This window comes from Zwartia lucis (assembly GCF_965234455.1).
GTDB classification, from domain to species: Bacteria; Pseudomonadota; Gammaproteobacteria; order Burkholderiales; family Burkholderiaceae_B; genus Zwartia; species Zwartia lucis.
The window spans coordinates 423,118-435,419 of the sequence record NZ_OZ248474.1; the positions used below are offsets into that span (position 1 = coordinate 423,118).

10 protein-coding genes are annotated in these 12,302 nt (G+C 50.7%); 4 read left to right on the plus strand and 6 right to left on the minus strand.

The features are described from left to right. The first annotated feature begins 3 nt into the window (after positions 1 to 3). The 4 genes from AC8GE9_RS12790 to AC8GE9_RS12805 all read left to right on the plus strand — a co-directional run bounded on the left by AC8GE9_RS12790 (position 4) and on the right by AC8GE9_RS12805 (position 5,210). Positions 4 to 1,485 carry a CoA-binding protein gene (locus AC8GE9_RS12790; RefSeq protein ID WP_506677529.1) on the plus strand — a complete coding sequence of 494 codons (1,482 nt, stop codon included), beginning with the start codon at positions 4 to 6 and terminating at the stop codon, positions 1,483 to 1,485. A gap of 235 nt (positions 1,486 to 1,720) precedes the next feature. Next, entirely contained in the window at positions 1,721 to 3,460 is a 1,740-nt protein-coding gene (locus tag AC8GE9_RS12795) for an acetolactate synthase catalytic subunit (protein WP_506677530.1), read from the plus strand. Further along, positions 3,457 to 4,212: a 3-oxoacyl-ACP reductase gene (locus AC8GE9_RS12800; protein WP_506677531.1), complete on the plus strand. Its 756-nt coding sequence runs from the start codon at positions 3,457 to 3,459 to the stop codon at positions 4,210 to 4,212. The genes AC8GE9_RS12795 and AC8GE9_RS12800 overlap by 4 nt, the downstream gene beginning before the upstream one ends. A gap of 41 nt (positions 4,213 to 4,253) precedes the next feature. Continuing rightward, positions 4,254 to 5,210 (plus strand): Bug family tripartite tricarboxylate transporter substrate binding protein, encoded by a 957-nt coding sequence (locus tag AC8GE9_RS12805; protein ID WP_506677532.1) that lies wholly within the window; start codon positions 4,254 to 4,256, stop codon positions 5,208 to 5,210. A 21-nt stretch (positions 5,211 to 5,231) separates the two neighbouring features. Here the strand turns inward: AC8GE9_RS12805 and AC8GE9_RS12810 are convergent, their stop codons facing one another. The 6 genes from AC8GE9_RS12810 to AC8GE9_RS12835 all read right to left on the minus strand — a co-directional run bounded on the left by AC8GE9_RS12810 (position 5,232) and on the right by AC8GE9_RS12835 (position 12,237). Then, positions 5,232 to 6,917 carry an amidase gene (locus tag AC8GE9_RS12810; RefSeq protein ID WP_506677533.1) on the minus strand — a complete coding sequence of 562 codons (1,686 nt, stop codon included), beginning with the start codon at positions 6,915 to 6,917 and terminating at the stop codon, positions 5,232 to 5,234. 37 nt (positions 6,918 to 6,954) lie between these two features. Next, positions 6,955 to 8,466, minus strand: coding sequence for a tripartite tricarboxylate transporter permease (locus AC8GE9_RS12815; RefSeq protein WP_506677808.1), 1,512 nt, complete (start codon positions 8,464 to 8,466; stop codon positions 6,955 to 6,957). An 8-nt stretch (positions 8,467 to 8,474) separates the two neighbouring features. Then, complete coding sequence (locus AC8GE9_RS12820) at positions 8,475 to 8,930, minus strand: tripartite tricarboxylate transporter TctB family protein (protein ID WP_506677534.1); 456 nt, start codon at positions 8,928 to 8,930, stop codon at positions 8,475 to 8,477. A gap of 6 nt (positions 8,931 to 8,936) precedes the next feature. Beyond that, positions 8,937 to 9,932: a Bug family tripartite tricarboxylate transporter substrate binding protein gene (locus AC8GE9_RS12825; protein WP_506677535.1), complete on the minus strand. Its 996-nt coding sequence runs from the start codon at positions 9,930 to 9,932 to the stop codon at positions 8,937 to 8,939. A gap of 108 nt (positions 9,933 to 10,040) precedes the next feature. After that, positions 10,041 to 10,625, minus strand: a complete 585-nt coding sequence (locus tag AC8GE9_RS12830; protein WP_506677536.1) for a hypothetical protein — start codon at positions 10,623 to 10,625, stop codon at positions 10,041 to 10,043. Between the two features lie 10 nt (positions 10,626 to 10,635). Next, positions 10,636 to 12,237, minus strand: coding sequence for a gamma-glutamyltransferase family protein (locus AC8GE9_RS12835; protein WP_506677537.1), 1,602 nt, complete (start codon positions 12,235 to 12,237; stop codon positions 10,636 to 10,638). Between the last annotated feature and the right edge of the window lie 65 nt (positions 12,238 to 12,302).

Consider the following 12,302-nt stretch of genomic DNA (forward strand, 5'->3'; position numbering starts at 1 on the left):
ACGATGCACACAGTATTTGACCCAAACAGTGCACAAGAGGCGGATGCCCCCATCAATTTTGATGCTTTGTTTCACCCCCGGGCTATCGCTGTCGCAGGGGTATCCAATAAAGTAGAGGGCCAGGGCAATCGTTTTATTCAACGACTGCGCCGATCAGGGTACAAGGGCAATATTTATCCAATTCATCCCACCGAGTCGGTGCTTGAAGGGTTACCAGCCTACCCCAGTCTTGCCGACACACCGGAACCGATCGATTATGCGTTCATTGCCATTCCTGCAGAAGGCGTGCCAGACCTGATTGCAAACGCTGGCGGGCGAGTAAAGTTTGCGCAAGTCATGTCCAGTGGCTTCGGAGAAGGAGGTAAGGGAGAGAAACTGCAGGCATCGTTGGTTGATGCAGTGCGTATTGGCAAAGTGCGATTACTAGGCCCTAACTGCTTGGGTGTGTACTCACCAGCAGCTGGTATGACATTTGTAGACGGTCAGATGGGGTCCACAGGCGCTGTAGGAATTTTCTCGCAGAGCGGGGGATTGTCGGTCGATATCATCAAGCATGGTGAATATCGCGGACTACGCTTCACTGGCGTTGTTTCCTTAGGAAACTGTCTAGATGTCGGCCCATGCGATTTATTAGAATATTACCTTTCAGAGCCTAAGGTCAAGGTGATCGGCGCATATATTGAGACGGTCCAAGAGGGGCGACGTTTCTTTGAAATATTACGCGCAGCAAACGCCAGAAAGCCCGTGGTCATACTGAAGGGTGGAAGAACCGAACAGGGTCAAAGAGCAGCGGCATCTCATACAGGTTCTCTCGCGGGCAATGATCAGGTCTGGAAAGCATTGGCGTCTCAGACCGGCTCGGTACTCGTTGAGACGCTGGAGGAATTTATTGATACGCTCGTGGCGTTTCAAAACTGGGGTTCAGGAAAGAAGCCATTCCACGGGAATGTCGTTTTATTCGGCAATGGCGGTGGTGCGAGCGTATTGGCTTGCGATGCACTGGGACGTCTAGGCATTGAGTTGCCGGCAATAGGTTCTGATACTGCCATCAAGTTGAACGCTCTCGGGATTTCTGCAGGTGCAAGTTTAGAAAACCCTCTAGATTTTCCGGCCAATATTTTGAATCGGTTCGGCGGTGAGTTATTCGAAAAATTACTTCAAATTGTGATTGACTCAGATCGACCAGAGATTATGTTGATCCACTTAAATCTGCCAGTCATACTTCCTTATCGAAGCGGTGAGCTGATGAGTGAGCTGATGAGCATGGTGCTCAAGCTGCATGATGCATTGCCTCCTGAAACAAGCCTTTTTCTTGTCTTGCGATCGACGGGTCAGGCAGATTACGAAGATCAGCGGCAAAAATATGCCTTGTTAGCCATGCAAGCAGGTATCCCAACATTTCAGGATTTGACTTCGGCATCTCGAGCGCTAGGTGCGTTAAAAAGGTATGGAACATACTTTATCAACAGGCCTAGTTTGAACTAAGCCGAGCCTCAATAGATAGTCGTTAATTTAAGAGTACTCGTGGCGCCCGCTGCTGTAGGTTTTGTGATCCAGTCCCTATAAAAAGAGAGGCGGCTAGATCGACTTTTGATGGCCCCGCCAGATAGCGAACTTTTACCAGAGTGCTGGCGAGACCTAAAGCGTGCGGCATGCTTGTATAGTTGAGCTGAGCATTCAGCCTTTGATAAAGTAAAGATTGTTTTTTATTGGAATAACAATGACGAGTTCAATGTCACCTTTGAAAGCCTCCGGCATGTCCGTTCAGGGTACTGGCGCCCATGCGGTCGTCAGCGCGTTAAAACGACACGGTGTCGATACGATATTTGGCCAGAGCCTGCCGAGTATGGTCCACCTTGTTGCGGAGAAGCAAGGCATTCGACAGATTGCATACAGAACTGAAAATGCTGGCGGATATATGGCCGATGCCTACGCAAGAGTCAGCGGAAAAATCGGTGTAGTCACAGCGCAAAACGGACCCGCTGCGGCGCTATTGGTGCCACCCCTTGCTGAGGCCTTGAAAGCTTCGATTCCAATCTTGGCTTTAGTGCAAGACGTCAGCGCCGAGCATACGGACCGCAATGCCTTTCAAGACCTCGATCATATCGGGATGTTTACGGCCGTCACTAAGTGGGTGCGCCGAGTCACGGACGTCTCACGCATCGAAGACTATATTGATCAGGCCATGACGGCCGCTTGTACAGGACGACCTGGGCCTGTCGTACTGATGTTACCCGCTGATATTTTGCTGCAGCCTTACGGTGAGGCCAAGAGATCATATGCGCTTGGTTACTACCCCCTTGATCGGGTTGCAGCCTCACCTGAGCGCATTTTAGAGGCCGCTGAATTACTGGCTAAAGCCAAAAATCCTATCATTATTGCTGGTGGAGGTGTGCATTCGTCTCAGGCGCAGCAAGCACTCGCAGCGTTGCAAGAGCAGTGTCATTTGCCCGTCGCAACAACGGTGATGGGGAAAGGCGTTGTTGATGAAACCCACCCGCTTTCGGTGGGGGTCATGACATACTTTTTGGGTCCGAATGGCTCAGGACGATATCAACGCCCACTCATTGAACATGCGGATGTGGTGTTATTGGTTGGGACCCGCACGAATCAAAATGGCACAGACTCGTGGAAGCTTTATCCAAGAGGGGCGACGTTTATTCATCTCGATATCGATGGTCACGAGGTGGGTCGTAACTACGAAGCAAAGAGACTGGTTGGTGATGCACAGCTGACCTTATCAGCACTGACCGACGCGATCACCGCACTCAATAATACCGCTCGAAAAACTGCACGACCAAGCGTAGAGAAAAAAATCGCCGAAGGACGTGCGGCTTACTTGAAAGAATCCGAAGCGGTTAGAACTTCCGATGCGACGCCGATTCGGCCCGAGCGAATTATGCAGGAAATTCAGTCCCAGTTGACCGAGGACGCTATCGTCGTCGCAGATGCGAGTTACTCCTCAATATGGATCGCAAACTTCCTGATTTCACTCAAAGCGGGCATGCGTTTCATCACCCCGCGTGGCTTAGCAGGTTTAGGCTGGGGCTTTCCCATGGCGCTCGGTGTCAAAGTCGCGCAGCCGCAGAAAGAAGTATTTTGTGTGGTGGGAGATGGTGGTTTTGGTCACGTGTGGTCAGAGCTTGAAACGGCTGCGCGCATGGGAGTGAAGGTTACGCTGATCCTGATTAACAATGGAATTTTGGGTTATCAGAAGCATGCTGAGAATGTGAAATTTGGCGATCACACTTCGGCGGTACATTTCACGCCTGTCGATCATGCGGCCATTGCGCGAAACAGTGGCTGTGACGGGATCCGAGTGACGGATCCGCGAGAGCTGGTAGGAGCGCTTGCACAAGCGAAGAAAAATAAAGGTACAACCTTGATCGAAGTACTGTGCGATGAAAATGCATTTCCACCCATTACTTTCTATACACCCGATGCAGCGGTGATCAAATGATAAAAAAGCGAATCGCAGTAGTGACCGGTGCGAGACAGGGCATTGGGCTTGAGACATCGAAAGCGTTGTTAAACAGCGGTCATTTCGTTGTCATGGTGGACCGTCAGCCGTTTGACGGGGCGGCGCTCGTGGGGTCCGACCATGCGGCAAACATCTTAGCGTATACCTTAGATGTGACCGACGACAGCGGCATCGCAAGCTTGTATCAAACAATCAGTACGACGCTTGGCAAAGTGTCGGTGCTGGTGAATAACGCAGGTATTTCACCTAAACAGCCTGATGGAAAATCGAGTGGCATCTTGCAACTCGATCCTAAAGAATGGGCGAAGGTGATCGAGGTCAATCTGACCTCTGTGATGCGGATGTGTCAGACGTTTATTCCGGATATGCAAGCGTTGAAGTACGGAAGAATCGTGAGTATTTCATCGCTTGCGGGTCGATCAAAATCAGTGGTCGCAGGACCAAGTTATATGGCGTCCAAAGCAGGCGTGCTGGGACTGACGCGTGCGATTGCCACGGAAATGGGTCCCTTCGGTATTACGGCCAACTGTGTCGCCCCAGGTAGAATTTTGACAGAAATGGCCTTGCAAGCCGGCGAAGAAGTCAACCGTCGTTATGCGGAGCAGATTCCGGTGAAACGAATCGGCACACCCGAGGAGGTTGGTCAGGCTGTCGCTTTTTTATGTGCAGAAAGTAGTGGATTTATTAATGGAGCCACGATCGATATCAATGGTGGTTTTTTCATGTCGTAAGCGATGTCATACATCGCGATACTTATAACAACGGAGCAAACATGATTCAGAAAATGAAATTGGCCTTAGGTGGATTCGCATTGTTGGCAAGTGCAGGTCTGGTGAGTGCACAAAGCTTTCCGCAACGCGAGGTGGCATTGATCGTCAACTTTGGCGCAGGTGGTGCGACTGACGTGGCCTCGCGCGCTTTAGCGCAAGGCATGGAGGCGCCGCTCGGAAAGCCAGTGATCGTGCAGAATAAACCTGGCGCACTCGGAACATTAACTCCCGCATATATTGCAAAACAAAAACCTGATGGCTATCAGGTGGGTGTTGTGACGTACTCAACAGTTGCCATCATGCCGCATTTGATGAATCTGACTTACACGATCAAAGATTTTGAGTTTGTCGCGGGGTTTGGTCGCTTTCGTTATGGCGTCGCAGTACGTGCTGATTCACCTTATAAAAATTTACAGGACCTCGTCGCAGCGGCAAAGACAGGGAAGGGTATTTTCTTTGGTTCTCCTTCTGCACCAAACAATCTCGCTATGTTTGAGTTAGGTCGTGTCGCAGGCGGAAAGTTTGAGCAGATTAGTTACAAGTCGGGTACTGAAACAGTGACGGCTTTGTTAGGGGGTCAAGTGGAAGTGATTGTTCAAAATCCCTCGGATATTTTGCCGCATATCACCAGTGGTAAGTTGCGTTTGCTCGCATCTGCAAGCCCGATGCGTTGGGTTGAACTGCCTAATATACCCACGATGAAAGAGCAGGGATTTAATGTGGAGATTGACTCATGGATGGGACTTGCCGTACCAAAGGGGACACCAAAAGAGATTGTCGATAAGCTTCAGGCTGCAGCACTCGCTTCAGTCAGAAATCCTGATGTAGCAAAGCGCCTTGAGGGTCTTGGTGTAGACCCCTCTCCTCTAACGGGCAAGCAGTATGAGGAGACTTTGCAGACAGGATATGTAGAGATGGGTAAGGCGATTAAGGCTGCGAACCTTCCACGTATCAACTAGTGATTGAGTATATTTCTTTGCTCATGAAAGTGATGGTATGCGCAAATGATGATCCGTCATCTTTTGCCATGCCGCACCTACACCAAGTAGTTTTGCGTCGGCGTAAGGTTTCCCAATCAGCTGGAGACCGACGGGTAAGTCGCGACCCTTTGTGTCACGCATGAAACCGCCTGGTAGAGATAAAGCAGGCAAACCTAGATAGTTGAAAGCTCGATTGAGAATAGTGAGCTCGTACCTATAATGAAGAGCCTGCGCTGAGCCATGTTCAAGCTGAGAGATGAGAGGGGTTTGCACTTTACAAACTGGCGTCAGGATGACATCAACCTCTTTCATGACAACATTGATAAAGTAGTCAAGATGCATCGCGCGTTCATTTAAGGCTTGCACGTATAAAGTCCCTGGAAGTGCGAGGCCCTCTTGAAATCTTTCAATCACAATAGAACTTAATCCAAAAATAGTGCTGATTTTTGGAATGCGGGTAGCAGCTTCCACGCGCGTCGTCACTGCACCCAAGGCGTTGATGCGATCCCAATAAAATGTTGGTAATGGAACAATCGTCGCGCCATGGGTTGTATACAAGTCGATACTTTGTTTAAAAATCGAATCTATTTCCGGATCAATGCCATCAAAGAAGAACTGTTCGGGGATGCCGATTGTTAGACCTTGAAGATTAGTAAACGCGCCTGTGGCAACGGCCTCGAACCCTTTGGTCAGGTGCTGGCACAGCTCTGAGCTGACTGCTTTTTCGTTCATCAATACACGCATCATCAAGGCGCAGTCAGCTGCGCTTCGGGTCAATGGCCCAAGATGATCATTCGTATGGCTGAGAGGCATGGCGCCTGTCGTATCGACCAATCCCCACGTGGGCTTGAGGCCAGTGAGTCCGCATAGCGATGCGGGAATGCGGATCGAGCCGCCAGTGTCGCTGCCAATCGCTCCAAAGGTGGCGCGGCTGGCCACAGTGACAGCCGAGCCGCTTGATGAGCCGCCAGGCACTCGGTCGAGTGCCCAAGGATTGTGGCAAGGACCATATTCCGTGTTGAGGCCAGAGGGGTCGAATGCAAACTCGGTCATATGCAATCTTGCAGTGTCGATCGAGCCTTGCTGATGGAGTTGTGTCACGACAGGCGCAGAGCCCTCGAACGCATAAGGTCTCGGATCGCGAGGTTTGATCCCACAACCTGCATTCACACCAGCCTTGTAGAGTAAATCCTTGTGCGCAAGGGGGACGCCATGCAATCGCCCACGGTTATTGGACGTGCCGGATAATTGGTCCTTCTCTTTGGCTTGAGCGAGCGCTTGCTCTGAGGTGATTTCTACACATGCGTTCGTCGCGGATTGTATTTCCGCGAGGCGAGCGAGGGCGATCGTGGTGAGTTCGAGAGAAGATATTTCTTTCCTTTCCAAAGCACCGGTAATCAAATTCATGCTGGCTTCGAGAGGGTTTGCCGGCAGTTCACCTAATCTCGGTGAGGGCCCGTAGTGAAAAAATCCACTTGAATCAAAAGATGCACTGGCATGTTTCACTAAGGTTGGCAGGTAATCGTTTGGCGTAGCATTAAACGCAAGTGAAGAGGCGTGAGGTTTAATTTGTTCATTCCATTTTTCATAGGAAATGCCCATTCTTTTGAGCTGTTCTGGACCTAAATCCTGAAGGTGCCAAGTTTGTGCGGCAAGCTTGATCAGCGCATTCCAATGCTCAGTCATTGCGAAATAATCCTTACATGTAGTGTCGAAATTAAAATTAGGACTGCTCTTCGACGAAAGCCTCTTGTCTCTTTTTGCGTAATCCTGGCAAGGTCATTAGCAGAAAGGAGCCAAGCGTAAATAGTAGGATGCCTAAACTAATCGGACGCGTAAAAAATACCGTCGGATCTCCAAAGGACATTGTCATCGCGCGTCTGAGGTTTTCTTCCATCATCGGACCTAATACAAAGCCCAGAATTAACGGTGCAGGTTCAAATCCGGCTTTGATCAGAAAATATCCAAGCACACCGAAAATAACCATTAATAGGATATCCGTGCTGTTGTTGGCAAGGCTATACGCACCGACTGCGCACAATAATAAGATCACCGGATAGAGATAGTGATGAGGCGCTTTCAAGAGTTTGATCCAGATCCCCACCAACGGTAGGTTAATAATCAGAAGCATCAGATTGCCAACCCACATGCTCGCAATCAGTCCCCAGAATAGTGCGGGCTGCTCTTTAATGACCATCGGTCCAGGCTGAATACCTTGCACAATTAATGCGCCAATTAAAAGCGCCATGACTGAGTTTGTGGGAATCCCTAGGGTAAGTAGAGGAATAAAGGACGTTTGCGCTGCGGAGTTATTCGCGGACTCCGGACCCGCAACGCCTGCAATCGCACCTTTACCAAAGCGCTCGGGATATTTGCTTACCTTTTTTTCCATTGCATACGATGCGAAGGATGCAAGTGTAGGGCCCGCGCCCGGAAGAATACCTAAAAAAGCCCCTAATGCTGAGCCCCTGCAAATTGGCCCGACGGACTCTTTCATTTGCTGCTTACTGGGAATGAGCGAGTCAACACGAGCGACTTCAGTGTCTCCGTCGCGATGCCTCTCTTCGAGATTTCTAATGATCTCGGCCACACCAAACAAACCCATCGCGACGGTGACAAAACCGATCCCGTCCATTAGGTCGCGAATGCCGAAGTTAAAACGCGTCACGCCGGTATTGATGTCGGTTCCAACAATCCCTAAGGCAAGGCCAATGAAGATCATGGTGACTGATTTTAAAACTGAGCCATGTGCAAGAATGACGGACATGAGCAGTCCTAACACCATCATTGAGAAATACTCGGCGGGTCCAAAGCTTAAGGCCACGCTAGTCAGCCCAGGACTCAACGCGGCTACGATCAGTGTTCCCACACTTCCTGCCACAAATGAACCGACTGCTACGATTGCTAAAGCGGGACCTGCTTGCCCTTTTTTCGCCATTTGATAGCCATCAAGAGCAGTGACGACACTTGAGGCTTCACCTGGCAGATTGACTAAAATGGCGGTTGTTGAGCCGCCATAATTCGCCCCATAGTAAATACCTGCCAACATGATGATGGAACTTTCCACTGGAAGGCCGATAGTCAATGGTAGCAACATGGCAATGGTGGCTGTCGGCCCCAGTCCTGGGAGTACCCCAATCAATGTGCCAAGCAGAGCGCCGATAAAACAGGCGAGCAGATTTGCGGGAACGGTTGCTACAGAGAGTCCTAAGGCTAGATCATTTAAAAAATCGATCATATCTTTCAGTCAAATGTCGGCCATAGAGGAAATGGCAATCCGAGAGCTTGAACAAACAGCAGGCTCGCCAACGCGACCGTGATGGCGGTAAATACGAGGGCCTGGAGCCACTTCAGTTTGTCTTGAGCTTTGATGGCAATAAGCATAAGCGCAGTTGATGCGACGACAAATCCCAACGTATCAATGAAGGCCCAAAACGCAAGGAGTGCAAGTGAAATAATAATGATAGGTCGCCAAAGCGGGCGACCGAACTCAACGTTCGAGCCTCTCACGCCTTTGCCAGCGATAAGGAGTCCCAACACCACAATGCAAGAGAAAACAAGAAGGGGGAAATAGCCGGGCCCCATGCTAATCGCACTGCCCAAGCGCATGTCAAGCGAAAACCAGACACCCAGCGCACCGAACAGTGCAATCAGCAACCCGGCCCAGATATCCGTTCTGGGTCGAGACGCTAATTTCATATCTAGTTATTGCAGTTCGAGTTTGCTCTTGCGGATGACGTCGCCCCATTTCGCGAGCTCTTTATTGACAAACTCTGCTGCTTGTTGGCGTGTGCCAGGCATCGTGACTGCGCCACGTCCGTCGAAAAACTCTTTAACCTCAGGCTCGTTCAAAATCTTGTCTAGATTTTTATTTAACGAGTCAGCGATTGGCGCGGGCAGATTTGCGGGTCCAAAGAGTGCAAACCAAGCCGATACCTCGAATTGACCTAAGTTATAAGGTGCGCCGATCTCTTTGACTGTGGGTACGTCCGGGAGTTGTGGCGAACGTTTGTCACCCGTGACAGCGATTGCACGTAAAGCGCCGCTCTTGATGGAGGGCATGGACGAAGGCAGATCGTCAAACATGACGTTTGCCTGATTCGCAATCATTGCGGTGACAGCGGGCCCACTTCCCTGAAATGGCACGTGTACAACTTTGACGCCAACCTGTTCGTTATACATCTCACCTGCAAGGTGAATTGTTGTTCCGACGCCAGAAGATGCATAGGTCATTTTCCCGGAGTTCTTTTTGGAAAACTCGACGAGATCTTTGAGTGAATTGATGGATGATTTGGGATTAACCACAATCACTTGTGGGCTAGAAGCGATCAGTCCTAGAGACGTGAAATCTTTGACGGGATCGTATTCAAGTTTTTTATACAGGTTAGGTGCTACACCATGTGAGGACACTTGACCGAGAAATAAGGTGTATCCATCAGGTTTAGCTCTAGCAGCAAGTGACGTGCCGAGTGTGCCGCCAGCGCCGGGACGGTTTTCTACGATGAAGGGTTGTTTGTAGATTTCCTGAAACTTTTGAGCGAGCTTGCGCGCTACGACATCAGTGGCTCCGCCTGGCGCAAAAGAAACGATGATTTTGACAGGCTTATCAGGATATTGCTGTGCAACAACTGGTGTCGAGGTGAGTGCAGCTGTGACAGAAAGGGACAGAATGGATAATGCGACTAAGGTGCGGCGTTTCATGTTGAGTCTCCTATAATTATTTTGTGTAAATACTTCCAAGATAAATACTACATCCCCATTCGCCACTGTCAATACAAAAATAGATTATTCGTATAGTGGTTATGAAAATTAAGCGCAACTCACAATTAAATTATTCATTTCAAGCTCAGCCATATCCGTCATCTTGAGCAAGTTGTCAGTCAGATCAGATAGTTCGGCAGCACGGAGTGCAGAACTCTCTTCCATATTAACGATGTCGGTGTACATCTGCACAAGCTCTTCGAGAATGTCCAGACTGTCTCCGATATCTTCATCAAGTTCCAAATTTTCTTGGTCTTGAAAAAAACCAGTTAGAAATGCATCGAGCTCTTCACCACGCAATTGCGCGTGCGCTTTAAGTTCGCTCAAGGATGTTGCTTTGTCTAAAGTGGTGAGGGTGAAAGGCAACTCTGCATCTTCTTTGCTATGTGCCGCGAGTAAGCCCCAAAAATCTTCAAGAAAAGTTTTGGTGACTTCGTCGAGCTTTTCTTGCGACGGCAATTCAGGAAACTCGCCATCCCACAAGGCATTTAATTCAAAGAGTGGGTCGACGACATAGGGGCTTGCGATCGCCCCCATGAACGAAGCTCGAACTTCATGAAATTGATAAGGACACTGATACTCGCTCAGCAGCGACTGAACGTGTTGATGAATAGAATCTGCTGAGCGTTGCATCGTATGTATCCTAGTAACCGACGGCTTCGCCGTCACGACGGTGATCAGAGCCTGCAACGTAGGCGTAGGGTGCCTGCTCGGCCTCACCCGCGAGGCGCGAGATCAATTGTGCGCTGCCGAAATCAAGACTGTCAGGCGCGGCAACGATAGGCTTGTGACCCATGGCGCGGAGTGCGTCGACGACTGCAGGGTTAACGGCGGCTTCGAGCGTGAGCTCGCCCGCATCGTTGATGCGCCAGCGCGGTGCGTCCGAGCAGGCCTGTGGGTTGTAGCCCTCAGAGATATGGCGCAACACCATCTGCATATGACCCTGTGCCTGCATGTTGCCACCCATGACGCCAAACGCCATTGAGGGCTTGCCATCGCGCGTGATGAACGCGGGGATGATCGTGTGCATCGGACGCTTGCCGCCACCAACGAGGTTGGGATGTCCGGGGGTTGTGACAAAGCCCCAGCCGCGGTTTTGTAGGGCGATACCGGTTTTGGGGACGACTACGCCTGAGCCAAAGCCTTTGAAGTTTGATTGGATGTAGGACACCATGCGGCCTTCGGCGTCCGAGGTACACAAGTAAATGGTTCCGCCTGAAGGGGGCTGACCGGAGCCATAGGTACCCGCTTTGTTGGGATCGATCAGCTTGGCACGCTCTTTTGCATAGGACTTGCTGAGCAAATCTTTGGCGGTGACTTTCATGAAGTCAGGATCGGCGATGTGTTCGAACAGATCAGCAAAGGCGGCGCGCATGCATTCGACTTCGAGGTGCATGCGTTCAGCTGAGCCAGGCTTGGTTTGCGCATAAGGTAGGTGCTCGAGGAGGTTGAGCGCGAGCAATGCGGTGAGACCCTGACCGTTTGGTGGAATCTCATGCACGTCATAACCTTGGTAGTTGGTCGAGACTGTGCCGACCCAGTCACAACGGTGCGCAGCCAAATCAGCTTCGTTGAGCACCGCACCGTTTACACGGGCGAAGTCAGCGATCATTTTTGCTAAGCGGCCACGATAAAACGACTCGCCTTTAGTGCGCGCGATATCTTCGAGGGTATCGGCTTGGTCGGCGAATTTCCAGATCTCACCGGCAGTAGGTGTGCGACCGTCTTTCATGAAGGCTTCTTTGAAGCCAGGTTGAACGTGCAGCTCGGCTGCCTGGTCTTTCCACTGACGCGCAATCACAGGACTGACGGGGAAGCCTTCGCGTGCATGACGAATGGCGTCTTTGAACAAATCTTCGAAAGGAAGATTACCGAATTTGTTTGACAACTCAACCCACTGTGACACAACGCCAGGAACAGTGACGGACTCCCAGCCGCGATGAGGCATGGTAGCCATGCCTTTGAAGCGCTCAGGTGACCAAGCGGCAGGTGCGCGGCCAGAAGCGTTGAGACCGTGGAGTGCTTTGCCGTCCCAGATAATCGCGAAGCCGTCACCGCCAATACCGTTCATCGTGGGCTCGACTACCGTCAGCGTAATCGCTGCGGCGAGTGCGGCATCAATGGCATTGCCCCCGCGGGCAAACACAGCGGCACCTGCTTGTGAAGCGAGCGGTTGCGAGGTGGATACGAGATTGCGGGCGAGGACGGGTTGACGACCGGATTGGAAGGGCAGTTGCCAGTTCATGAGACGTGTGATTCCAAAAAGAGAGATAGAGGAAATTATAAAGGGGCGCTCAAGGCGCCCCTTTG

What these genes read in the sequence shown, in the direction of transcription:
- AC8GE9_RS12830 (WP_506677536.1), bottom strand. Translation starts at nt 10,625, where the DNA reads ATGCAACGCTCAGCAGATTCTATTCATCAACACGTTCAGTCGCTGCTG.
- AC8GE9_RS12790 (WP_506677529.1), top strand. Translation starts at nt 4, where the DNA reads ATGCACACAGTATTTGACCCAAACAGTGCACAAGAGGCGGATGCCCCC.
- AC8GE9_RS12800 (WP_506677531.1), top strand. Translation starts at nt 3,457, where the DNA reads ATGATAAAAAAGCGAATCGCAGTAGTGACCGGTGCGAGACAGGGCATT.
- AC8GE9_RS12835 (WP_506677537.1), bottom strand. Translation starts at nt 12,237, where the DNA reads ATGAACTGGCAACTGCCCTTCCAATCCGGTCGTCAACCCGTCCTCGCC.
- AC8GE9_RS12795 (WP_506677530.1), top strand. Translation starts at nt 1,721, where the DNA reads ATGACGAGTTCAATGTCACCTTTGAAAGCCTCCGGCATGTCCGTTCAG.
- AC8GE9_RS12810 (WP_506677533.1), bottom strand. Translation starts at nt 6,917, where the DNA reads ATGACTGAGCATTGGAATGCGCTGATCAAGCTTGCCGCACAAACTTGG.
- AC8GE9_RS12820 (WP_506677534.1), bottom strand. Translation starts at nt 8,930, where the DNA reads ATGAAATTAGCGTCTCGACCCAGAACGGATATCTGGGCCGGGTTGCTG.
- AC8GE9_RS12825 (WP_506677535.1), bottom strand. Translation starts at nt 9,932, where the DNA reads ATGAAACGCCGCACCTTAGTCGCATTATCCATTCTGTCCCTTTCTGTC.
- AC8GE9_RS12805 (WP_506677532.1), top strand. Translation starts at nt 4,254, where the DNA reads ATGATTCAGAAAATGAAATTGGCCTTAGGTGGATTCGCATTGTTGGCA.